Here is a 21,713-nt window from a genome sequence, read left to right as displayed (position 1 = left end):
CCTGAAATGGATGTTTCAAAGTGTTTTTTACTGAACTTTGATGAAACTTTTACCAATAGATAGGAGATACGTAAGAGGTTAACCAGGTGCGCATGGCTAAAGATCCTCAATCCTTTTTATTAAAATTCGTGTCTGCTTTATTGTTATAACTCAGACCATTTTTTTGCGAAAGTCGAGGAATATCTCCGGAAAAATCCGAACATTGCATAATAAATTATTATAAATTGGGTAGAATTATTAACTTCGGATAAAAATATAGGCAGATTTATGTACTCCGTATAAAATACCTTGCTACGAGAGCAGGACGCGAGGGTTTGAATGGAAGACATAATAAAACAACTCGGGAGCCAGGCAACTCTGGCAAAAAACATGAGGCTGGCCCTGAGAAAAATCGGGAAAGAGGAAGAGAACCCTTCCAGACGTTTGAGCATCCTGAAAGACGAAGTGAAGAAAATGGACAGGTACCTGGAAAACTGCCTGTTCGACCCTGTTTTTAAGGGCAGGATAAATTCGGAACTTAAAGCATACAGGGCTGAGATTTCAAGTCTCGAAGCCCTTGTAAAGGCGGATTTCGGACGAAAACTGGCTGAAAACCTGAAGGATCAAGGTTTTTCTCTGGAAGGCCATTACCCGCGGCTCAGGACCTCGATGTACACGTTTGTGGTAAAGCTGGATGCGAACAAGGTAGACATCTACTACGGGCCCGAATTCGAGAGGATTGATACGGTTAAAGCCAGCCCGGACCTGACTGCGGCAAAGCTGCTGGAATGGGACGAAACCATAAGCGGCAGGGAATTCGATGACGACGAGTTCCTGAACAACCTGCTGGAAGCCTACAGGGTCTGCCTGCTCCGGGAGAATAAGAATTTTGATGAAGAAATCCCGGTTTCCGAGATCATTTCTGCGTACTCTTTTGTCATTCAGGATAAAAAGTTCAGGGAAAACCCCCTGAAAAAATACTACGGTGAATACAGCCGGATCATGTTCAGCTATGACCTCTCACGCTTGAGAAAGCGGAGGCTTGAAGGTTTCGAACTCAGGCTCATAACGGCAAGGAGAGCGGAAACAAAACGAAAATCAGCTTTCCTCTGGATCCCCCCGCAGTCCGGAAAAGGCCTGGGCGAGTCAATATCCCAGGTAAAGTTCAGGGAATTAAAGTGATACGGCTGACACGATTGTGATATGATTTGATACAACTGGCACGATTTGATGCGATTTGATACAGCTGACACTATTCATGAGATTATTATGATTAGATTTGATACGGCTGGCACGGTTTGATGCAATTTGATGCAATTCGATTTACAATAATACGTTAAGCGAAACGGAGTGACAGAGCAAGGGAGAGGAAAAATGTCTGGTGAAATCGAATTTGAAAATCTCGACAGGACCCTGGCAAAGCGGATCATAAACGAGGTTGGGGGGACCGGGCAGCCTCCCCTTTACGGATACCAGTTTTTCACGGCGGGCCTGGACAGGTACATGGAAACGATCGAAGCCGAGTACCTGAAAGACTACATAAAATACGGTGGGAGCTCCTTCAAAATGGTCGTGGGAGCCTACGGAGGGGGTAAGACCCATTTCCTGTACAATGTACTCGGGAGGGCCTGGGAACACAATTACATCACTTCTTACATCGAGCTGAGTGCCAATTCCGTGCCCTTCCACAAGCTGGAAGAGGTGTACAGGGCCATTGTTTCTAATTTGATCTTCCCCCAGGAAGCAGCCGCCCTTCTGAATGAGCCTGAAAAAGGGATAGAGGCGGTCCTGAGAAAGTGGTACATTGAGACCATTGAGAATTTACCCCTGGTCCCCCCCTACCGTCCGGGAGAGGAGGTGGAAAACTACCTCAGGGGACTTGGCCCCTTTGAAAGCACGAGTTTCCAGAACGCGATAAAAAAAGCTTTCATGGCCCTTTATGAGGGAGACGAAGAACTTTTCGACCTCATCGTGCAGTGGCTCAAAGGAGAAAACCCCTCCGCAAACCTCCTGAACGAGCTGCACATATACGAGAAAATCGACAGGTCAAGCGCCTTCAAGATGCTGCGCTGCCTTGTCCAGTTTGTCCTGAAAACCGGGTATTCGGGGCTTATAGTACTGCTGGACGAAGCCGAACAGACTCCCAGCATGAGCACAAGGGAACGCAGCACCCTCCTCCAGAACCTCAGGGAACTGGTGGATGCCTGCAGCCGGGGTGCCCTGAAAGGAACCATGGTCTTCTATGCCGTGCCTGACGAGAGCTTCCTGGAAGGCAGGACAAATGTCTACGAAGCCCTCAACCAGCGCCTCTCGACCACCTTTGAAGGGGAAATCAACCCCACGGGAGTCAAGATCGACCTTGAAAACCTCTCAAAAGACCCCGTGGACCTCCTGACCGAAATCGGGGCAAAGCTTGCCAGGATCTACGAAATCGCCCACGAAGTGAAATTCGATGAGGCCGAACTGGAAGCCACGATCAGGGAAGTTGCTGAAAAAGCCGACCAGGAAAGCTACGGAGAAATCGCATACAACCGCCTCTTTGTCCAGCTGATTGTCCCTTCCTTCCATGCCCTGAAAGCAAACAGTATGGAAAATGTGAAGGGGGCGGAGAAAACCTGATAAAAATTTAAGCAAGGACTTACGCAGTTGAAACAAAAAACAGTGGGATGAGACTCCAAACTATCTAAATAATTATTTTATTGGTAAGGTCTCATGTGCTTGTTTTTACTTCCCAAGTGCGTAACTTCTATTAAGCATTAAATAAATTTAATATATTATACTCTTTGCTTTTTATTCAAATCCTCGATTTTCAATATTAATTCCCAATATTAATTCCCAATATTAATTCCCAATATTAATTCCCAATATTAATTCCCAATATTAATTCCCAGTATTTATTTTCAAATTACTCCCCCAGGTGGTGCCGTGACCGGAAAAAGTTTTTTAGGACTTAGACTCCCTAAATTTGGAAAATTCACTGAAATTTTGAGTAAATTGAGCCGCCGGATTTTTGGAGGCTCTTCAAAAGCAGAAGCCGAAAGGAAAACAAAAGAAACCGGGAAAGCAAAGGAGAGGCTGAAAAGCAGCAAACCCCCTGAAAAGGTAATTGACACAGTCGAAGCCCTGCCCTTATCCCTGCCTGAGGAGACAAGTCTTCTGTCTTCCGAAGGCCGCAGGGTTGAAAAAATCAGCCCTCCTCCCAGAGCTGCCCTTGACATTAAAACCCTTTCCTCAATCAGTCTTCCGGATTCAATGGATGCCCCGGATCTGGCAAAAACCCCCGATTCGACTAAAACTTCTGATCCGACTGAAGTCTCTGATCTTACCAAAATCTCTGATCTGACAAAAACCCCCGCCTTAAAGAAAACACCGAAAGCAACACAAACCCCTGCAGTCCCCGTAATCTTCGACCTGCTGAAAGTCTCAAATCAACTGGATAAACCCGAACCTGAAGGGGTAAAGGAGCCTGCTGAGGAAAAAGCCGTATTGGAGGTGCTTGCTCCGGTTGAAAGCCCGGCTCCCGTAAAAATGGATCCGATAGAAATCTCGGATATTTTGAAGATCCCTGAACTTCCGGAAGTAACACACACCGGAGAACTGATAAACCAGCTGGAAGTCCCCTCCAATCCGGCATCCCCGAATTCCGGAAAAACAGCTGATTTAACGGACTCGCAAGGGGCTGCCCTGGAAAAATCTTCGCCTCTTGACGAAATTCTGAATTTGCTGAAAACCCCTGAGCCTTTAGAGGACGAAAGGGCTCCAGAAGGTCCAGTTCCGAACGTTTCCTTCTCAGGGGAAGTACCAGGCCCTGCGCAAAAGACCGAACCTTCAGCAACTTCAACTCCTGCAGAAACTTCTGAAGCGGAAATAAATAAGGATTCGACAGGAATCTCTAATTTGCTGGCTACCATAAATTCGATTACTTCGGATGAAAAGCAGAAATACGAACAAATTGGTGAAACAGAAGAAGATACAGAGACAGATAAAGAAATAAGTCGTGCTTCTCCCGAAATAACCACGGAACCAGATATTGAATCTGCTGTTTCTGAATCTGCTGTTTCTGAACTTGTAGCCTCTGAACCTTTGGAATCCGAATCTGCTGTTTCTGAACTTGTAGTCTCTGAACCTACAGCACTTGAACCTGTAGAGTCCGAATATGTGGCATCCAAATCTTCTGTTTCTGAACCTTTGGAATCCGAATCTGCTGTTTCTGAACTTGTAGTCTCTGAACCTACAGCACTTGAACCTGTAGAGTCCGAATATGTGGCATCCAAATCTTCTGTTTCTGAACCTTTGGAATCTGAATCTACTGTTTCTGAACTTGTAGTCTCTGAACCCACAGCACTTGAACCTGTAGAGTCCGAACATGTGGCATCCAAATCTGCTGTTCCTGTAACTCCTATGACTTCTGCTGGAATAGGTACTGAAACACTTCTGAAATCAATTGCTGAACTTACCGGGGAGGTAAACGAACTTCCAGAACTCGAATCTTCTGAACTCGAATCTCCAGAACTTGAAACTCCAGAACTTGAAACTCCAGAACTTGAAACTCCAGAACTTGAAACTCCAGAACTTGAAACTCCAGAACTCGAATCTTCTGAACTCGAATCTCCAGAACTTGAATCTTCTGAACTCGAATCTCCAGAACTTGAATCTCCAGAACTTGAAACTCCAGAACTCGAATCTTCTGAACTCGAATCTTCTGAACTTGAATCTTCTGAACTCGAATCTCCGGTAATTGAACAAAATGCTGCCGAGCTTAAAGCGGAAGTCCCGGGTCCCGGGAATGGAAACGCTCCCGGAGAGGATGTCAAACCGAGAATTGCAGCCCGCAGGATAATTGAGGCGCTAAGGCTTGGAGGTGTGCCTCTTTCCTGTGTTGAAAAGTATTCAGTGGGCAGGGAGAAAGAATTCCTTGAAGCCTGTAGCTGGCTCGATTCAGGAAGAGGATCCCTGCAGGTCATAGGGGAATACGGAAGTGGAAAGACTCATTTCCTTGAGATGCTCTCGGAAACGGCGCTCAGGAAAAACTGGGGGGTTGCCAGGATCGAAATCGATGCTCAGGAGACTCCTTTCCACAAGCCTCACCAGCTGTATGAAAGCTTTGTAAACAATTTCTGTTTCAGGGAAAACGGGGCTTTGAGGGATTTCAGGGCATTCCTTACCCTCCTGAACGAAAGTGAAAGTCCTGAAGTAGAAAAGATCAGTAGCCATCCCTACCTTGGCAAAATGCAGGAGGCCTGGCAGGAAGGGAAGGATCGGGAGTGGCTTTTCGAATGGATCGAAGGCAGGAGGGAAGGGCCTGCAGGTTTTCCCGTCCTCCAGAAACACCAGACTGCGGCAAATCTTTACTCCAACCTGCTCAACGGCTTAAGCTGGGCTGCAAAGCACATCCTGGGGCTGGAAGGGGTCCTCATCCTTTTCGACGAAGCCGAGACGGTTGACCCTTACTGGTATACGGATTACCAGTTCGACAAGGCCCTCAACACCCTCAGGGGTCTTGTCCTGCTGAGCAATTCAGACGAGTCCCTGATAGACGACACCCAGGACGCTGACATCCTGGGAAAGAAAAGCGGCCTGATCTACAGCAAAATGACGCAGCAGCCTGTCCCGTACCTCTGGGAGAGGGAATCTGACCTGAAACTGATCTTTTCATTCGTGCCCGAAATGCTTGAATCCATGGAACAGTTTTCGAAAATATCCTCTCTCTTTGGTTCCATGGGCCGGATAGAACTTGAAACCCTGGACGAACCATCCCTGCAAACCCTGCTCGGAAATATAGAAAAAATCTACTCCGAAGCCTACGGTTATTCGTCTGAAAAAAACCTTTACTCTTACCTCCCGCTTGACAGGCCCCGAAACTTCGTCAAGGCTGCGGTGGAAGGGCTGGACCTCATGCGTTATCGCCCGGACAGCGGTTCCGATGAAAGATTCAAATGAATCTGAAATGCAAAAAAAGCCCTATAAATAATTCCGGAAGCCCTGAGTATGAGTGAGAAAGAAGGAAATGAGCGAGCCGAATATGAAGAAAGGGTAAAAACAGGGGATGAAAACCAGGATATAAAAAGGCTCCTGAAAAGGACCTGGTACACCTTTTTTAGCCGGTCTGCGCCCTTATCTCCTGTCCGGAAAATGGTTATTAAGACCGTGTTTGAGGGAAAAAATGCGGTCATCGCGGCTCCGGAAACAGAGGGGATTTCCGAAGCTGTGCTTGCTCCGTTGTGCGAAACTGTCCTCGAAGAAAAGAGAAATGGGCTGGCTGTGCTTTACCTCACCCCTACCCGGGCGCAGGCAAATGAAATATTTGACAGGCTCCGTGAACAGCTTGCCAGGCCCGGCCTGAGGGTATCTAAAAAAACAGCGTATAGGGTCTTTATAAATGCGGATAACCCCCCTGACTTCCTGATAACGACCCCCGAAGCCCTGGACTCCCTGCTCTGCAGGTATCCGGAAGGGCTGGAGAGGGTACGGGCTGTGGTCCTTGATGGGGTCCACGGTATCGATGGGGGATGCCGGGGAGACCAGGTCCGCCTCCTCCTGGAACGCTTAAGGGAAATTGCAGGAAAGTTTTCCGTCTACGCCCTTTCAGCCCCTGTCGGAAACGCGGTACAGGTCGGGGAACGGTACATGGACGATTTTCAGGTAATCCGGGTGGAAGAAGAGAGGGAGATAAAGGAGACTTATGCAGCTTCATTCGAGGAAATCTTAGAGCTTGCAGGGAAGGAAAACATAAAAAAAATCCTTGTTTTTTGCGGCAGCAGGGAGAAAACCGAAGAAGTCGGATCCCTGCTGAAAAAGTTCCGGAACCTTTCAACGGCAGCCGCCTACCTGGCCGTCCTCCACGGGGAGCTTTCAGGGTCTGAGCGGGAAGAAGTGGAGAACTTTGTCAAAAATTCCGAAAGAGCCGTTTGCGTTTCGACAGTTACCCCGGATTCCGGAATCGGCGTTGGGGACATCGACGCCGTTGTCTTTGCAGAAATTCCAGGGAACCTTTCTTTATTGGCACAGGGCCTTGAATGCGCCGGAAAAACGACAGGGGTAATGAGAGTCTTTTTCCTTTGCGACAGCAAATCAATGCCCTTATTCGAACTTATTCTGGACCATGCAAAAGAAAACTTCCCTGGAAACAAAGTGTATGTCCCGGACCTTTCCATCGCAGTCCAGCAAATTTTTTCCGTCCTGTTCTCAAACCCCTGGGGCGTGGATGAAGACTACCTTTACAGGCTATTCAACAATTTCTGTGCCTACGAAGACCTGAAAAGCATCATAGAAGAACTGCTTGCTTCAGGGCTGATAAGCTCCAGAAACCGGAAAATTTACGCCTCGGAGTTCATCATGAACCAGGGCGAGGAGGGTACGCTCCATTCCAATATCCCTCTCGAAAGGTTTGTGGAAGTCGTGAACTCCCGGACAAACAAAAAAATAGGGGAAGCCCGGCTTTCTCCAGGCTGCATTAGAGCCGGGCAGAGCTTTTCTCTTGCAGGGAAGTCCTGGGAAGTTGTTAAGCTTGAAGAAGACAGCGTCCAGGTTAAAAAATCGACAGTAAAGGGTGTATTTAATAGCTTGAAATGCGCAGCCGGGCTCGGGGCTTTTTTTGAGTATTTGCCTGAAAAAATCCAGGAAGCTGAAATCGAAAAAAGGAAGGAAATTCAAAGGAAGGAAACTCAAAGGAAGGAAACTCAAAGGTAATATTTGAATATAAAGAAATTTATCCTGAGCAGGATAAGTTCTTTCGAAGTTCCTATCGAGCTTCAGGTCAATAACATCCGTAACAACAGAAAGTATATTTCATTTAAGCTGATTTCACTCAAGCTGATTTCACTCAAGCTAATTTCATTTAAGCTGATCTGATTTCACTTCAGGATTTTCCAAATGGCGGCAATACTCTCGATATCGATATGTGTGTAGCCTTCTTCTTTTATATTCCACTTAAGGCTCAGTACCCCGTCCTTACATTCGGCAGCAATTCCACGATACGTGTTTCTCCCACAAACGTCAATTTCAACTTCCTTTCCCAAATAGTACTTTTCTATGAATTCCTGTTTCATGATTTAACCCCTTTGTTCAGTGTTTCTAAAAAACCGGTGTTTTCATATTACGACTTACATTTCAATGCTAATATAATGTACAAAAACAGAGCTTCTGAACATTGATACCGGAAAAAGGAAAAAGAGACATGAAGGAAAAATTAAAAAGAAGCAAGAAAAAGGAAAAATAAATTAAAAAAATTTAAAATCCCGTGATTTCCGGTTCTGAACTGGAAAAACCGTTAAACATCGGAATTTCCGATTCGGGGTACCAGGCCTCAAGGAAACTCAGCATGTGGTACTTAATGAAGACTGCAAAAGGCACGCCCAGGAAAAGCATTGCCACAAAGATCACCAGCAGTTCAAGCAGGACAAAGGGGATTAGAAGCACCCAGAGCATGGTTCCCGACACCAGGGCCGAGAAGAGGAAATACAGGACTCCGTCAACAATCAGGAATACCAGCCCGAAAGCTAGAAAGAGAATTAAAGAAAGAATTACGACAAAGATTGTGATTCCGATCATGAGGAAAAACCTGACTACCCAGTAAACCAGTAGCTCTTTCCAGCTTTTCCTGAAATTTCCAAAGGCAAGCCCGAAAGCCGAGAGAATCCCTGTTTCCCGATAGATGGAGAGAGGAATTGCAAAGTTAAGGAAAGAATTGATAAACGATCCCAGGATCGCAAGCCCCGTAATCACGGCAAAAAGCCAGATAAATCCGCCTACCAGGGCAGGCCAGGAAAAATCCGAGGTATTTTCAAGCAGTTTGGAGACTAAGGGGAGTGCAGCAATCCCAATGAGCAGCAGGAAAACAAGCCCGATACCGAACCTTATGAGCAGGAGATTGAACCCTTTACCCAGGAATTTTCTGGAATAAGCCCAGAAGAGTACCTCGTTTTTTACCAGAGACTCCACAAAAACGAACTCCATGACACTGGAGATGTAAGAAAAAACAAGAACCAGTAATAAGACCAGCACTATTCCTGCAATAATAATCCCGGAAACTTCGGCAATCTGCCCGGGGTCGATCTCCGGGAAAATATCTTCGAATTCGTCGGGACTCGCCTGGTAGTTGTTCCCCGAGCCTCCGTAATTGCCCCCAAAATTGGAGCCTGCACCGCCTACAAAAAATATGATGAGCGCAAGTTTTGCCCATTTCCAGAAGTCAAAAGGTTCAAAAAGAGCTTTCCTCGTCCGGGAAAAAGCCCTGTCAACCGCATCTATGCTGTACCATCCCATGATACAGACTCAATTTTAAGGAATAAGTAAGTATCAATTATATATAATTTAAACAGTTTTAGGGCGCTTCACATTTTTTTCAGCATACCGATATGCTCGATATCCGATTCCATGAAAGTTTCCCCGTAAGCCGCAAAGCCCAGCTTTTCGTAAAAACCCGCAGCATAGGTCTGGGCGTGGACATGGACCTCTCCTGCCTGCAGCTCGACGGCTCTTTCAAGCAGCTTTTCCACAACCAGTTTGCCAAGCTGTTTTCCCCTGTATTCTTTCAGGACGGCGATACGCCCTATCAACCACACCTCACCGTCCTTAAAAATTCTTCCGGTAGCCACAGGTTTCGAATTTTCGTATAAGACAACATGCCAGGAAACGGCATCTGCGGCATCCATCTCCTCTTCTTCCGGAACATTCTGCTCTTTCATGAAGACCTCCCGGCGGATATGGTAGGGGTCCTCCAGATCCAGGTTTCCCCGAATCCATTTTATCTCAAAAGAGTGCTCTTGCTTCAGATCCATATGTGAAAATTCCATATTATTTAATTTCAAATTCATGTCCTGGATATCTTCAGGAAGTAAATTTCGATAATACGGGTCCTCTTACTTAGTGACTTACCGAATAACTCACTTAGTACCTTACCGAATAACTTACTAATTGCCCCAACTGCAATTAATTTTTGGAATTGCTTAAATACGGAGGGAACGTAATTACCTGGTAAAAATATGTTTGAATAGCTGGTAGAAAATTTACTTCAGTGAAGTAAAGGAAAAAACTGACTTCAAGCAAAAATACTTAACGGGCCCGCCGCGATTCGAACACGAGTCAATGGGTATCTTCGTAAAAGACTTTACTCCTTGTAAAAGACTTTACTTCGAAGCCCATTAGGATATCCTGGCTACCCTACGAGCCCGCAATGTAGCAGTAGTGATAGGAACAACCCATATTAAAGTTTTCTCTTAAAATGAAAGAATGCCTGGTAGGAGAGAAACATTTACTTTAACCTACAACTGAAGAATACCGAACTTTCTGCCTCCGACAGTCTAAAAATGTCCTGTGCAGTGTAATATAATATGTGAAGTAACATATGGTTAGGCTAGCGGCTGTTAATCTTTTACGATTAAACAATATTTATAAGATTGATATAATGTTATTCACATCAACAATATTAAATATGAAGATCATTTTTACTTTTAATCAATAGAGTATTCTTAAAATCTTAAAGTCAGTTTTAGCGGGACACAACTGCATACAGAAAGACTTCCGATTCGATCCGGTGCAAAAGCCGGACAGAGGCCGGGGGCCCAGAAACATAAAGGGTCAGGGTGAAAATGGAAAGGTTTTCAACGGGTATAGATGAACTGGATAAGAAGCTGAGCGGGGGCTATCCCGGGGAGAAGGTTATCCTTATAACAGGGGTAGCCGGTTCCGGGAAAACTATCTTCGGAATCCATTTTCTTTACAGGTCCTGCCTTGAAGGCAAGAAGTGTATGATGATAGCAACGGAGGAAACTCCCGAGGATATTCTCTACCAGGCAAGCCTGCTTGGTCACGACCTCAAGCCTTACTACGAAAGCGGGCAGCTTCTCATCGAACGGATCTTTGAGAACCGCTCTGAAAGAATCGGGCAGACCAGGGTTGGATTCAAGCCCGAAACTTTCGAAATCGAACTCCCAAATCTCGTAGAACTTGTACCCGAAGACACGAAATGCCTTGTTATTGATAATGTCGGGGTGTTCGCCCTCCGGATTTCCACGAGAAAATTGCGGGACCAGCTAGACGGGATGAACTACCTTCTTAGAAAAAAAAGATGCACAACTCTTTTGATTATGGACGAAGCCGCATACAACATGAGCCAGCAACTGGCGGAGTACACGGCATACGGCTCAATCCGGCTTCTTGTAAAAGAAAACGCATACCTTGGAAAAATGGAGCGCTACCTGAATATTTCCAAAATGCGCAGCACCCCCATTTCTCCGGACATGTCGGTCTTTGAAATTACACCCGAGGGGATCAAAATTCGGGAATCTGGAGGGACAGAACTTGTCGATTGAAGAAAAAACGCCCAAAATCCTGATTGTCGATGACGAAGAGATCAATGTAGAACTGATGGAAGCTTACCTTTTATCGGAACCCTACACAACGATTACCGCTTACGGCGGAAAAGAGGCTCTTCGGAAGGTCAGGGAAGAAAAACCTGACATGGTCCTCCTGGACGTCATGATGCCCGAAGTGGACGGCTATGAGGTCTGCCGGCTCCTTAAGGCTGACAGTGAGACCCAGTTCACCCCGGTCCTGATGCTTACGGCCCTCTCGGAACTTGAGCACCGTATAAGGGGGATCGATGTGGGAGCTGACGATTTTCTTACGAAGCCCATAAACAAGCTGGAACTCACTACAAGAGTTAAGTCCCTGCTCAGGGTAAAAGACCTCCACGACAAACTGGCGGCCGAACGCGACAGCCTCGAGGTTAAAAACAGGATTCAGAGCATCCTGACCGAAATCATTCCCACTCTTCTTCAGGCAATCTCTTACGAAGAGAAAAAGATCATGATCAACCAGATGACCGGCATGGTCCAGAAAACCCTGATCGATATGTACTCCTTTGATCTGGAAGACCTGGACCTTGCCTACACAGGGAAAATCTGTGAAGATATCATGAACCAGCTCGGAGGGGATTTCAGTTCGAAAACAGACGATGAAGGAACCGCCTGCATAATTGAAGGGATAGCCTGTCCCTGGGGTAAAGAACAGGCGCGCAGAAACCCTATTCTCTGTACCCTCACAAGAAAGATCTTCTCAAATGTTGCCTCGAAAATGCCCGGCAGATGGGGAGTCGAAGTGTATAAAACCATTGGAAACCGGAATGAATGCTGTTATTTCAGGATAAAGGAAATTTGATAAAAAAGCGGCCGATAAACCGATAACGGTTCAAACAAAACAGAAATAAGTACAGCCTGAAAAAATATTATTTTCCACTTCTCTTTTTTCACTTCTCTTTTTTCACTTCTCTTTTTTCACTTCTCTTTTTCCACTTCTCTTTTTTCACTTTTCTTTTTCCACTTCTCTTTTTTCACTTCTCTTTTTCCACTTCTCTTTTTCCACTTCTCTTTTTCCACTTCTCTTTTTCCACTTCTCTTTTTCCACTTTTCTTTTTCCACTTTTCTTTTTTCACTTCTCTTTTTTCACTTCTCTTTTTTCACTTCTCTTTTTTCACTTCTCTTTTTCCACTTCTCTTTTTTATTTCTTGTTGGGAGGTGCCACCAGGCAAGTTGACGGGGCACTCTGGGATACTTCATTGCATTTGGATCGAAAACCAGTTTTCAGGGTAAAAAATTAAGGAAAAAATACTCTGAAATTCGGAAAGTTCTATCATTTTTATTTATACTGTTATTCAGAAAGTTCCTTTTATGCTGTTGATTATTTCAATTCCCCTGGAACTAATGTCATACAGGGAGTATTTTACCGGCACCTGCTTGTTTCGCATTTTCTGGACGTAAATATACTGGCTGGTCCTCCCGACACTAAGGTTTTCTTTCACCAGGAAACGGATCAGCCCGGCAACCATGTAGCCAGTAAGCCTGTGGGTAAGTTCGTAGGAATCCTCGTCCATGACGAAGAAGCCCGTACAGCCGTTTTTCATAAGGATGATACTTATTGAGCTGAACTTGTCCGCAAATTCCTTGATATCATGGTCAATGGCCATTACCCCGATGTTGTCAAGGACCACGACCTCGACATCAGGGCTCATGCCGCTCAGGTGGTCAAGAATGTCCGCATCTACCGTACTGAGCCCCTTTCCGAATTTTGAGAAACTTTTGATCTTGTTTATTTTTTCCTCGAAGATGTTCTTTATGATAAGCTGCCCGTTTTCAACGAAGGGGTCAAGGTCGAGCCCCAGGCTTTTTGCCTGCTTGAGGAGGTCTTCCGTGAGTTCCCGGGTAAGGATCATAACACATTTCTTGCCTTCCGAACAGCTCCTGTGCAAGAATTGCAGCCCGAGAATGGTTTTTCCGGAACCCGGAGGGCCAGTAATAAGTACGCTCCTCCCCTTAGGGTATCCGCCATCTATCATCAAATCAAGCCCCTCAATCCCGGTAGATAAACTCTCCATTTTATCACATCTTTAACGGTAACTAATTTTATAACTGTACATTATTCTTGACTGTGAATCGTTAACTGCGAATTGTTAACTGCGAATTGTTAACTGCAAATAATCATTAGCTGTAAATAATCATTAGCTGTAAATAATCATTAGCTGTAAATAATCATTAGCTGTAAATAATCATTAGCTGTAAATAATCATTAGCTGTAAATAATCATTAGCTGTAAATAATCATTAGCTGTGACCATCGACTGCAAACAATTTCTAGCTGTAGCTCAGTTTCCATTTATTGCATAAGCCCTAATAACAGATATATTCTCCCTAAAAAGTTCCCCTGAACATTCTTCCTAAAAAGTTCCCCTGAACATTCTTTCGAAAAAGTCCCCCTCAAAATTCTTCCTGAAAAGTTCCCTCTGAAATTACATACTATACTTCTTATTCAATATATTTTTCCTTAAACTCTGAAATCTGTTTACTGCTTCCGACGACAGCAATCACGTCCCCGGCCCTTATTAAAGTCTTCTTAGTGAGATCAGTCATGGCAAGGCCCCCGCGTTCAATGCCTACTATGGTGCATCCGATCTTATTTTCAAGGTCCAGGGTCCCGATTGACTTTTTATCCATGTGAGAGCCCTTTTCCACATGATGTATTTCGATTTCTATGCCTTCGTAGAGCATTATATCTTCATCTATCCTGCAGGACTTTCCCACACAGCTGGCAGTCATTTTGGCAAGCATCTGCCCTGCCACGATGGAAAGGGACCCTACGTAATCCGCCCCGGCCTTGTAGATCTTGTCGATGGACTTTACGGAGTTTGCCCTGGCTACGATGGTTGAGTTCGGATTAAGGCTTCTTGCAATCAGGGTTGCAAAAATGACGTTCGTATCGTCGTTCAGGGCCACGAAAATAAAGGATGCCGTCTTTACCCCCGCTGAAATGAGCACTTCCTCGTCGGCTCCGTTCCCCACGATATGCTCGAAATCTGCGTATTCGAAGACCTTTTCATCCGAATCCACGACGACAAAACGAAAAGGTCCGCTCTTGAGCACCTTTACGAGGCTCTTTCCGACGTCTCCGTATCCCAGCACGACCAGATGTCCCTTTGGCTCCATTTTTCACTCCGGAATCTTCAGATCGAAATCATCAGATCGAAATTATCAGATCGAAATTATCAGATCGAAATCATCAGATTCATTCTTTGACTTTATAATTGGCAGTTTTTTCTCTGCCTGTTATGTTCTGAAACAATAAACTTTTTTTGTTACGTTGCCAGGGAAACGGGCTCAATGGGTTAGTTTTTTCAGTTTTGAAAGCTGTTCGGGGGTTCCCACGGCCAGGAGAACGGAATTGTCCCGGATCACATCGTCCTCTTTCGGGTCAAAGGACAGGGTCCCGCTTATCCAGATCCCAACAATGCGTGCTCCGGTAAGCCTCTGGCTGGAAACGTCCTTCAGGGTTTTTCCTATAAGGGGGCTTTTCAGGTATATGGGAAATTCGGTGATGTGTACCCCTTCAAAGATTTCGGTTGCTCCGGTAACCCTGCTTACAAGCCTGTCCATAGCCTTTCTCCCTATGAACTGCCCGAACATGGACTTGGGAGATACCACGGTGTCGGCTCCTGCATACCTGAGGTATTTGGAGTTGGAGCGGTCCTCTACGATGGCAATGATCCGGAGGTGTTCGAACTCCCGCGCAGTCAGCACGATATTTGCGTTCCTTTCATCGGACTTGTTTGCAATCAGGATCCTGGCCTTTTTGACATTGGCGTTCAGGAGCGTCTGTTTGTCGCTGGGGGCCCCGAGGATGCAGGGGATATCTTTGTAGGCGAGTTCCCTTATAAGTTCCGTATCATCGTCAACTATCACAAACAGGATATCCTGCGCGGCCAGTTCATCTATAAGGGTTTCCACAAGCTGGTTGTATCCGCAAATGATGATGTGCTCTTTCAAACCGGGGGGGGCCTTCCTGGGAAGCCTGAACTTGATTGACCTGTCCAGCCAGGGCATAATCACGTATGTCAGAAAGAAACCGGAAATCATGATAATGCCTACTACCTGCACGAGCACCGAAAAAAGCTGACCTGCCAGGGAAGTAAAGACAATGTCGCCGTAACCTACCGTTGCAATAGTAGTGGTTGCCCAGTAGATGGCAGTTATCGGGTTTGCATTCTCGGGCTGGCCTTCCAGAACCATCAGGTACTCGAAGAGAATGATATAAATTATTACCATAAGCAAAGCTGCAATCTTGTAAGCTGAATGAGGTCTTTTCCTCATTATTTTATGAACTTTCGCCTTGCCTGCAGGTCTACCGGATCTGGGAAGAGCCATTAATACACCCTGTTTTCAAACACCCTGTTTTCATTATTACTGTTTATAAGTTAGCGGGGATATCTTATAATTATTGTGAAAGCCGGTTAACATGCCACCTCAAAAAAGAAAATAAAATATCCGGAGCTTTACGGATAACAGGCCCCGAAACTTCCAGTCCCGATATTTCCAGTCCCGAAATTTCCAAGCTCCACCGCAGTTTCCGGCATATTAACTGAAAAATTTCATTTCGTTTAATTTCATTTCAACCACTGCCCTATGAACGGCCCGATTATCATAAAGATAAACGAGAACAGAATCAGCATTGAGAATGTTGCTGAAATAGAATTGGAGACTCTTGCAGAGACGTCTTCCTTTCCTGTAATCCGGTACACGAGGGAGTAGGTGTAGTCCTTGAACACGTGACCCCCGTCCAGGGGTACCGCGGGCAGGCAGTTGAAGAGTCCCACATAGAAGTTCAGCCAGCCTATCCAGAGCAGGGTATTGGCAATCCAGAAGATGCCGACTCCCAGGGGTTCGGCCCAGCCCACGGGCTGGTAGAACTGGGCAATGGTGCCCGAAAAGCCGCGGAACCCTTCCCCAGCAAACCCGTAGATGGGAAGCCCGAAGAGGATCAGCCAGCCAGCAAGTCCTGTGAGCAGGGAGGGGATCTGTTTGAGGGCTTCAAGATAGTATTTTGATTGGGGCATCCACAGGGAAACGCCGAGCATCGGGCATTCGACAATCCCGTCCATTCCGTACATAACTCCCAGGAACCCACGCTCACTGTCAATGGAATGGGGAGCCAGTTTAACATCAAGTACAACCGTGCCGTTTTCCGTCAGGGCTCCCGTGTAGTTTGCAGGGGGAAGCAGTTCTGCCCGGATGGTCTGGTTGGCCTGAGAATTTTCCATGAAATTTACAAAATCGGCAACGTCTTGCATCTCCGTGTCATCGAGCCGGATCATGGTCATCCCTTCCTCGAAACCGGCGGCTTCGGCAGGGCTTTCTTCCACAACCCCTCCAATCGGCACCCCATTGATGTGGCCGTCGGCCAGTTCGGAAGCTTCGATCTCATACACCGAAACTACTCCGTCTTCCAGGGCATGGATTTGTATTATGTCCCCGGACTCAACGGTTTCCAGGTAGTAAAGGACGTCCATGGCGTTGGTGATGTTGGTATCATCTATCCGGGTAATTACCATATCCTCCCGGATTCCTGCAAGGTCAGCAGGGGAACTTTCGTTTACACTCAGGACCATGGCATCACTCAGGGGAGCGATTGCCCCGAGCACGGGCCCGAAGAAGAGCAGTAAAGCGATGAAGGCAACACAGAAATTTGCCATTACCCCGGCAGCCAGGATTCTGGACCGCTGGGTCCGGGTTGCAATTTTTTCAGGCTCCAGAGCAGGTTTTTGTTCTTTGACTTTGAGAGGTATTTCCCTTTTCCTTTGCTCTTCCTGCCGTTCCCATTCTTCTATTTCATCAATCGAGGCAGTAAGAGGAAGTTCGTTTTCTTCTACTGGCTTTTCTTTTTTGCCGAAAAGTTGTTCTTCATCGGGTTCCGCAAAACCTCCGATAGGCACAAGGGCAAGCAGGATTCCCATGGACTTGACCCGGATGCCTTCCACCCGGCAGAGGATTGCGTGGGAAAACTCATGCACCACGAGAGTGACGATTAGCGCAATAACCCCCCAGGTAAAGGGGATAAACTCGTTTAGGCCGGGGATAAGCAGGATATTCCTGGCGGCATTGTACTTGCCCGGTTCCGGGACGTTGTTGTTCAGGAAAGACGTGTACAGCGCAAAGTCCGAGAGCGCGATTACCAGGAACATGGCGATCATGCCCACAAACATAAGCCAGATCCCGAGGTTTGCAAAAACCCGCCAGTAGAATTTGGGGCGGGCCAGGATGTCAAGCAGTTTGAGTCCTTTTGTGGTCCTGATCATAAGGATGGGCAGCGGACCGAAGGTGCTTATATTGTATTTTTCCAGAATTCCCCGCCTGTCCAGGATAGAGACAAGGAACCAGTACAGTATGAATATGCTTATTGCAATGCTTGTGCCACTCAAAGAAATTCTCCGAGAATATGAAATGATCTTGGGTATGAATCGAATTATTCGGAACTTAAAGCAAATAAAACGTTTTATTATATTATGTTATAGGCCAAATCTTGAGACAGTGCAGAAAAGTCAGAGGGCCAAATAGCAATCAAACAAAACATGTCATATCTAAATCTGAGTAATTATATTAAAATCAATATATAAATACTCATGCCTGCTTTCCCGTACAAAGCCCATTTTTCGTAATTACCATTTATAATTTATCACAAGGTATAACACTTTCTATTAGCCTAAATTACTTATTGGCTTGAATTAATATTAGCTTGAAGTGATTTAGCTGGAATTACTTATTGGCTTGAAATTGTTGGTTTGAAATTGTTGGTTTGAAGTGATTTAGCTGGAATTACTTATTGGCTTGAAATCGTTAAACAATAACATCATTTAAATTGTTAATGTTTCCGGAGGTTCCGGGTAAGATGCAGGGAATCGTATACATAACAACTGGGGACATGAAGAACGCTTCTACCATTGCCAGAGCGCTGGTCTCAAAGAAACTTGCAGCCTGTGTGAACATGTTTCCCATATCATCGGTCTACACCTGGGAAGGCAAAATTGAGGATGATTCCGAAATTGCAATGATCGTTAAAACTGACTCTTCCCGCTTTGATGAGATCTGCAAGCTTGTAAAAGCCCTCCATACGTATGAACTGCCCGCTATCGAGTTCTGGGAGATCGGAGGGGAGCAGGAGTACCTCGACTGGGTACTGGTAAACAGTTCGGGAGAAAAAACAAACAATTCCGGGGAGAAATATTCCGGGGACCTTTAAGCCTGTGCCCCGAGTTTATAGTGGACAGAGTTCCCGGAAAGGAGTTTTTCATAAGAGAGCGCCTTTCCCCAATCCGGTTCCGGGAGAAAACTTTGCTTTTTCTGTAGGCTCCCGGACGTTGTATCTGTCCTGTTTACAGGATTAGCTTTATATGGTAGTTTCATCGTTACCATATTGGTACTCATCCATAAGCGGGAGTAACCAGGCAGTCAACGGTTACAGGCCCAGGATATAATTAATTCGGAAATGCCTGGAGAATATTTAGACCGAAAAATGAATCAATTGCGCGAGGGTTGCCGAGTGGTTAAAGGCGATGGGCTCAAGATCCATTCCCGCAGGGGTTCAAGGGTTCGACTCCCTTCCCTCGCACTAAACTTATTAAAATTTGCTATTTCTGGAATCCTTGTTTTTGGGAAGAGACTGCTTCATTTTTCAAATTGCTAATCACGAGTCTGCAGAACTGAATTAATTAGGTCATTTTACTCTTTTGTTTCTGTTCAATACAGGGCGTTGCCAACCGAAGTGGTAAATTTTGATCTCGCTTCTTCAAAAGGGATTTTCTTTCTTGATATTCAATTCCCGCCTTTATTAAGCCTGTAGTGGTGATTTGGAGGTCATATATTTCCTCTTTCTGCTCAGCGGTCAGATAGTCCTTTACATCGGATTCTGATGCAAGCCCATGGTCTTCTTTGTACTTTTTCGAGCTTCTTTTAAGCTCTTATATAAAGTGCGAAGTGTATCTTCCTTCTTTTTGATTCTCAAACCAAACAGTTAAGTTGTTTTCGCAGCTTTACATATATCCCTTCTTTCGGCTTTGTAGAAAACCTATCTAAATCAACCAGTAAAGGTTTAGCTGTAATTCCCCTGTTCAGCTTTTCCCGAAATCTTTTTTCGACTTGCTTTATAGGTACTGGCATTCTCACCGGTCGTCGAAGACGACCGGCTTTTCCAGAAGATGCATTAAAATGACTAAAAATAGTATAGATGTTCCCAAAAAAATATGTATGGATAACTAAAAAATCAGAATATGACGTGAAGTGAGTTGAATACAACTAAAAGCCAATAATTGTATTTTATTTTGCTGTCGCTTTTTTTCTGAAATTTCAGGAAGGGCCGCTTGCTTCGCAAGCTTTGAGGGTCCTAGTTGCCGATATTAAGAAAGAAAATTCCCATAATTGGAATCATTAGTAAACCCGGTAACAAAAACCAGGCCATTTAAAGCTGTATACAAAATTTCTACAGAGCCCTTCTTTCATTTATTGATACTCTTCTTTTGAAATGACGACACTAATACTTTCTTGTTCTCAGGGCACGAAATTCTGGAGGCAATAAAATTGCGTTCACAGCAGGAACGAAAAGCTGAGCTCAGAAACTAAAGATGGGTAAAGCAGAAAAGATGGGAAAAGCAGAAAAGATGAGAAAACAGTAGCTATGGGCTTAAGCGTTAAGAAAACAAGCTGGTAAGGTGGTTCACAAGGGCTCGCTTGCACCAATGAAGTAGATTTCGGGATCAGGTTTGCAACCATCCTGAACTTACTCCATTTAACAGTCTGCACGCCAATGAAGTATTGATACGGGATCGGGTTTGAATCCGTCCTGAATTTGCTCCATTTAACAGTCTGCATGTCTATGAAGACATCAATGAAGTAGATTTCTGGATCGGGTTTGAAACCTTCCTGAATTCACCCCATTTTGCAGCTTATCTCCCCGGTGAACCATTCTATTATATGTGAGTAATAATATAAAATACTAACGATATAATTGAAGTTTATTTATCCAGTTATCCGCCTTCCACCCCGAAGGGTACTATTCTGCACCAAAATTGGACGATGAATTTTCCGATTGAGAATTTGGATTAAACTGTTCAATGGGTGACTCCTTTCTTCTTTTTCAAAAAACTCAATTGTTTTTTCCAATTCCCCTTTGTAATCTTCATCTTTTTTTGCCGGAGATGCTTGAGATATAGAAACTTTTCCAAGAGAGTGATTTGCGTAGACTCTCACAGACAGTTCTTGATCACTGGTCAGCCTTTGTAAGTCGATTAATGCCGATATTTTATCTGGCAAGTCAGAAAATACAAAATGCCTGTCGAAAGCAGGTTTTATGTAGTTCAAGTTATTTTTCAATAGTCTATGCACATTTAAGTCTTCATAAATTTAAATAAACAACTAATTAATTTCAACACACTTGGCTTAAAAATTAAATTTTTTGATATTAATAATTATATTTTTATAACTCAATGACGTTGTAGTTATTGAGACAAGGGGTTTTAGAATCTGAAATAATTCTCTGAATGAATTTTCTTGAACCTAACGGGGGTATAGTTTGAACCACAAATTAAATCTGAAGACAGTACTTATTTCAATCCTTTTACTTTCAGCAACATCGGGTCTGGCTCTTGCAAGTGGGAGCGATGTTCTGGGCAATAGTTTGATCAACGAACTCTCAGACATTGACGCTTTTCATGTGGAAGCTACTGATTTATGAAAAGGGGGATGAACAATGATCAATTCGGAAAGAAGTAGCCTGACTCTCGAAAAGGAGTATTCTAATCGAACGGAGCATATACGCGTTTTCGTTCTTGCAAAAGGTTCTGCTAAGCCGGCTCCCGGTGTGCCCGTCAAAATAGTGGCTGAACTGGTAAATAGCAAAACGAATGAAACCCAAGAAGCTCCAATCGCATTCCTCGAATCTGATCGTTACGGCTATTTATCTTTTAATGTTGGAAAGTTTGCCCATAATCCTCATCTTGAGCATTTATGGCTCCGTCCAAATGATGATCTTGAGCTACAAGTTGACGCATTCCCAGTCATAGATGCCAAGAATGAACCAGCAATTGTAACCATACAGCTGTCAGAGGAGAAAATCCCAACTCACTATAAAGGGCCTACCCTACCTTCAATTCCTGATCCTGATCCCACTGACTGGAATCTATCACCATCCTCATTTACTGCCAACGAGCCGCTTAAGCTTGGTGAAGGTGGTTGTGAAGAATTACTACACAGCCGCCAGGCAGACCGCACCTTCCGATTTGTGGAACTCATAAGAGATAATAGAGCCCCTGAGACGCTAGAATTCGCAGACCCAGCTGAATGCGAACACAGCACCGAGTTTAAAGAAAAGCACTGTTATCGGCTCGGCGTTATGCTCGAGTACGAAATCGCTTGGTAGCCA

At 44.9% G+C, this 21,713-nt stretch carries 17 protein-coding genes and 2 tRNA genes; 9 read left to right on the top strand and 10 right to left on the bottom strand.

What is annotated here, in order from left to right:
* Nucleotides 1-318: 318 nt before the first annotated feature.
* From ACSAZK_RS02630 to ACSAZK_RS02615, 4 genes are all read left to right on the top strand, one after another.
* Complete coding sequence (locus ACSAZK_RS02630) at nt 319-1,161, top strand: hypothetical protein (RefSeq protein ID WP_440955874.1); 843 nt, start codon at nt 319-321, stop codon at nt 1,159-1,161.
* Between the two features lie 192 nt (nt 1,162-1,353).
* Complete coding sequence (locus ACSAZK_RS02625) at nt 1,354-2,598, top strand: BREX system ATP-binding domain-containing protein (RefSeq protein WP_440955873.1); 1,245 nt, start codon at nt 1,354-1,356, stop codon at nt 2,596-2,598.
* A 366-nt stretch (nt 2,599-2,964) separates the two neighbouring features.
* Complete coding sequence (locus tag ACSAZK_RS02620) at nt 2,965-5,919, top strand: BREX system ATP-binding domain-containing protein (protein WP_440955872.1); 2,955 nt, start codon at nt 2,965-2,967, stop codon at nt 5,917-5,919.
* 48 nt (nt 5,920-5,967) lie between these two features.
* The gene (locus ACSAZK_RS02615) at nt 5,968-7,668 is read left to right on the top strand and encodes a DEAD/DEAH box helicase (protein ID WP_440955871.1); all 1,701 of its coding nucleotides are present in this window, start codon (nt 5,968-5,970) and stop codon (nt 7,666-7,668) included.
* A 164-nt stretch (nt 7,669-7,832) separates the two neighbouring features.
* Here ACSAZK_RS02615 and ACSAZK_RS02610 read toward each other — a convergent pair whose 3' ends face one another.
* The 4 genes from ACSAZK_RS02610 to ACSAZK_RS02595 all read right to left on the bottom strand — a co-directional run bounded on the left by ACSAZK_RS02610 (nt 7,833) and on the right by ACSAZK_RS02595 (nt 10,150).
* Entirely contained in the window at nt 7,833-8,027 is a 195-nt protein-coding gene (locus ACSAZK_RS02610) for an MM0924 family protein (RefSeq protein WP_048178994.1), read from the bottom strand.
* A gap of 181 nt (nt 8,028-8,208) precedes the next feature.
* Nucleotides 8,209-9,243 (bottom strand): DUF7544 domain-containing protein, encoded by a 1,035-nt coding sequence (locus tag ACSAZK_RS02605; RefSeq protein WP_440955870.1) that lies wholly within the window; start codon nt 9,241-9,243, stop codon nt 8,209-8,211.
* Between the two features lie 68 nt (nt 9,244-9,311).
* Nucleotides 9,312-9,758, bottom strand: a complete 447-nt coding sequence (locus tag ACSAZK_RS02600; RefSeq protein WP_440955869.1) for a GNAT family N-acetyltransferase — start codon at nt 9,756-9,758, stop codon at nt 9,312-9,314.
* A gap of 278 nt (nt 9,759-10,036) precedes the next feature.
* Nucleotides 10,037-10,150, bottom strand: a tRNA-Arg gene (locus ACSAZK_RS02595).
* Nucleotides 10,151-10,568: 418 nt separating this feature from the next.
* Between ACSAZK_RS02595 and ACSAZK_RS02590 the strand changes: the two genes are divergently transcribed.
* Nucleotides 10,569-11,291, top strand: coding sequence for an ATPase domain-containing protein (locus ACSAZK_RS02590; RefSeq protein ID WP_440955868.1), 723 nt, complete (start codon nt 10,569-10,571; stop codon nt 11,289-11,291).
* Nucleotides 11,281-12,138 carry a response regulator gene (locus ACSAZK_RS02585; protein WP_052718368.1) on the top strand — a complete coding sequence of 286 codons (858 nt, stop codon included), beginning with the start codon at nt 11,281-11,283 and terminating at the stop codon, nt 12,136-12,138. Before ACSAZK_RS02590 ends, ACSAZK_RS02585 begins: the two co-directional genes overlap by 11 nt.
* 116 nt (nt 12,139-12,254) lie before the next feature.
* Here ACSAZK_RS02585 and ACSAZK_RS02580 read toward each other — a convergent pair whose 3' ends face one another.
* From ACSAZK_RS02580 to ACSAZK_RS02560, 5 genes are all read right to left on the bottom strand, one after another.
* Nucleotides 12,255-12,398 carry a hypothetical protein gene (locus ACSAZK_RS02580; RefSeq protein WP_440955867.1) on the bottom strand — a complete coding sequence of 48 codons (144 nt, stop codon included), beginning with the start codon at nt 12,396-12,398 and terminating at the stop codon, nt 12,255-12,257.
* Between the two features lie 233 nt (nt 12,399-12,631).
* Nucleotides 12,632-13,351 (bottom strand): RAD55 family ATPase, encoded by a 720-nt coding sequence (locus ACSAZK_RS02575; RefSeq protein WP_440955866.1) that lies wholly within the window; start codon nt 13,349-13,351, stop codon nt 12,632-12,634.
* 426 nt (nt 13,352-13,777) lie between these two features.
* Nucleotides 13,778-14,455, bottom strand: a complete 678-nt coding sequence (locus ACSAZK_RS02570; RefSeq protein WP_048178984.1) for a potassium channel family protein — start codon at nt 14,453-14,455, stop codon at nt 13,778-13,780.
* Nucleotides 14,456-14,626: 171 nt separating this feature from the next.
* Entirely contained in the window at nt 14,627-15,571 is a 945-nt protein-coding gene (locus ACSAZK_RS02565) for a potassium channel family protein (RefSeq protein ID WP_440955865.1), read from the bottom strand.
* A gap of 338 nt (nt 15,572-15,909) precedes the next feature.
* The gene (locus tag ACSAZK_RS02560) at nt 15,910-17,721 is read right to left on the bottom strand and encodes a site-2 protease family protein (RefSeq protein WP_440955864.1); all 1,812 of its coding nucleotides are present in this window, start codon (nt 17,719-17,721) and stop codon (nt 15,910-15,912) included.
* A 443-nt stretch (nt 17,722-18,164) separates the two neighbouring features.
* Here ACSAZK_RS02560 and cutA point away from each other — a divergent pair, with 443 nt between their 5' ends.
* A complete protein-coding gene (gene cutA, locus ACSAZK_RS02555) occupies nt 18,165-18,539 on the top strand; it encodes a divalent-cation tolerance protein CutA (protein WP_440955863.1) in 375 nt (124 codons plus the stop codon).
* A 286-nt stretch (nt 18,540-18,825) separates the two neighbouring features.
* Nucleotides 18,826-18,908 (top strand) — tRNA-Leu (locus tag ACSAZK_RS02550).
* Nucleotides 18,909-20,311: 1,403 nt separating this feature from the next.
* On the opposite strand, the gene ACSAZK_RS02545 is transcribed toward ACSAZK_RS02550, so the two are convergent.
* Nucleotides 20,312-20,653, bottom strand: coding sequence for a hypothetical protein (locus tag ACSAZK_RS02545; RefSeq protein ID WP_440955862.1), 342 nt, complete (start codon nt 20,651-20,653; stop codon nt 20,312-20,314).
* A 388-nt stretch (nt 20,654-21,041) separates the two neighbouring features.
* Here ACSAZK_RS02545 and ACSAZK_RS02540 point away from each other — a divergent pair, with 388 nt between their 5' ends.
* Entirely contained in the window at nt 21,042-21,710 is a 669-nt protein-coding gene (locus ACSAZK_RS02540) for a hypothetical protein (RefSeq protein WP_440955861.1), read from the top strand.
* Nucleotides 21,711-21,713: the final 3 nt, after the last annotated feature.

The sequence above is a fragment of the Methanosarcina sediminis genome (assembly GCF_052056915.1).
Classification (GTDB): domain Archaea; phylum Halobacteriota; class Methanosarcinia; order Methanosarcinales; family Methanosarcinaceae; genus MTP4.
The sequence above is the reverse complement of the archived record's forward strand: the minus strand, read 5'-3'. Positions and strand labels throughout refer to the sequence as shown.

Coding starts and splice junctions, on each gene's coding strand:
- ACSAZK_RS02630 (WP_440955874.1), top strand. CDS start 319: ATGGAAGACATAATAAAACAACTCGGGAGCCAGGCAACTCTGGCAAAA.
- ACSAZK_RS02625 (WP_440955873.1), top strand. CDS start 1,354: ATGTCTGGTGAAATCGAATTTGAAAATCTCGACAGGACCCTGGCAAAG.
- ACSAZK_RS02615 (WP_440955871.1), top strand. CDS start 5,968: ATGAGTGAGAAAGAAGGAAATGAGCGAGCCGAATATGAAGAAAGGGTA.
- ACSAZK_RS02610 (WP_048178994.1), bottom strand. CDS start 8,027: ATGAAACAGGAATTCATAGAAAAGTACTATTTGGGAAAGGAAGTTGAA.
- ACSAZK_RS02605 (WP_440955870.1), bottom strand. CDS start 9,243: ATGGGATGGTACAGCATAGATGCGGTTGACAGGGCTTTTTCCCGGACG.
- ACSAZK_RS02600 (WP_440955869.1), bottom strand. CDS start 9,758: ATGGATCTGAAGCAAGAGCACTCTTTTGAGATAAAATGGATTCGGGGA.
- ACSAZK_RS02590 (WP_440955868.1), top strand. CDS start 10,569: ATGGAAAGGTTTTCAACGGGTATAGATGAACTGGATAAGAAGCTGAGC.
- ACSAZK_RS02575 (WP_440955866.1), bottom strand. CDS start 13,351: ATGGAGAGTTTATCTACCGGGATTGAGGGGCTTGATTTGATGATAGAT.
- ACSAZK_RS02570 (WP_048178984.1), bottom strand. CDS start 14,455: ATGGAGCCAAAGGGACATCTGGTCGTGCTGGGATACGGAGACGTCGGA.
- ACSAZK_RS02565 (WP_440955865.1), bottom strand. CDS start 15,571: ATGGTAATAATTTATATCATTCTCTTCGAGTACCTGATGGTTCTGGAA.
- cutA (WP_440955863.1), top strand. CDS start 18,165: ATGTTTCCGGAGGTTCCGGGTAAGATGCAGGGAATCGTATACATAACA.
- ACSAZK_RS02540 (WP_440955861.1), top strand. CDS start 21,042: ATGATCAATTCGGAAAGAAGTAGCCTGACTCTCGAAAAGGAGTATTCT.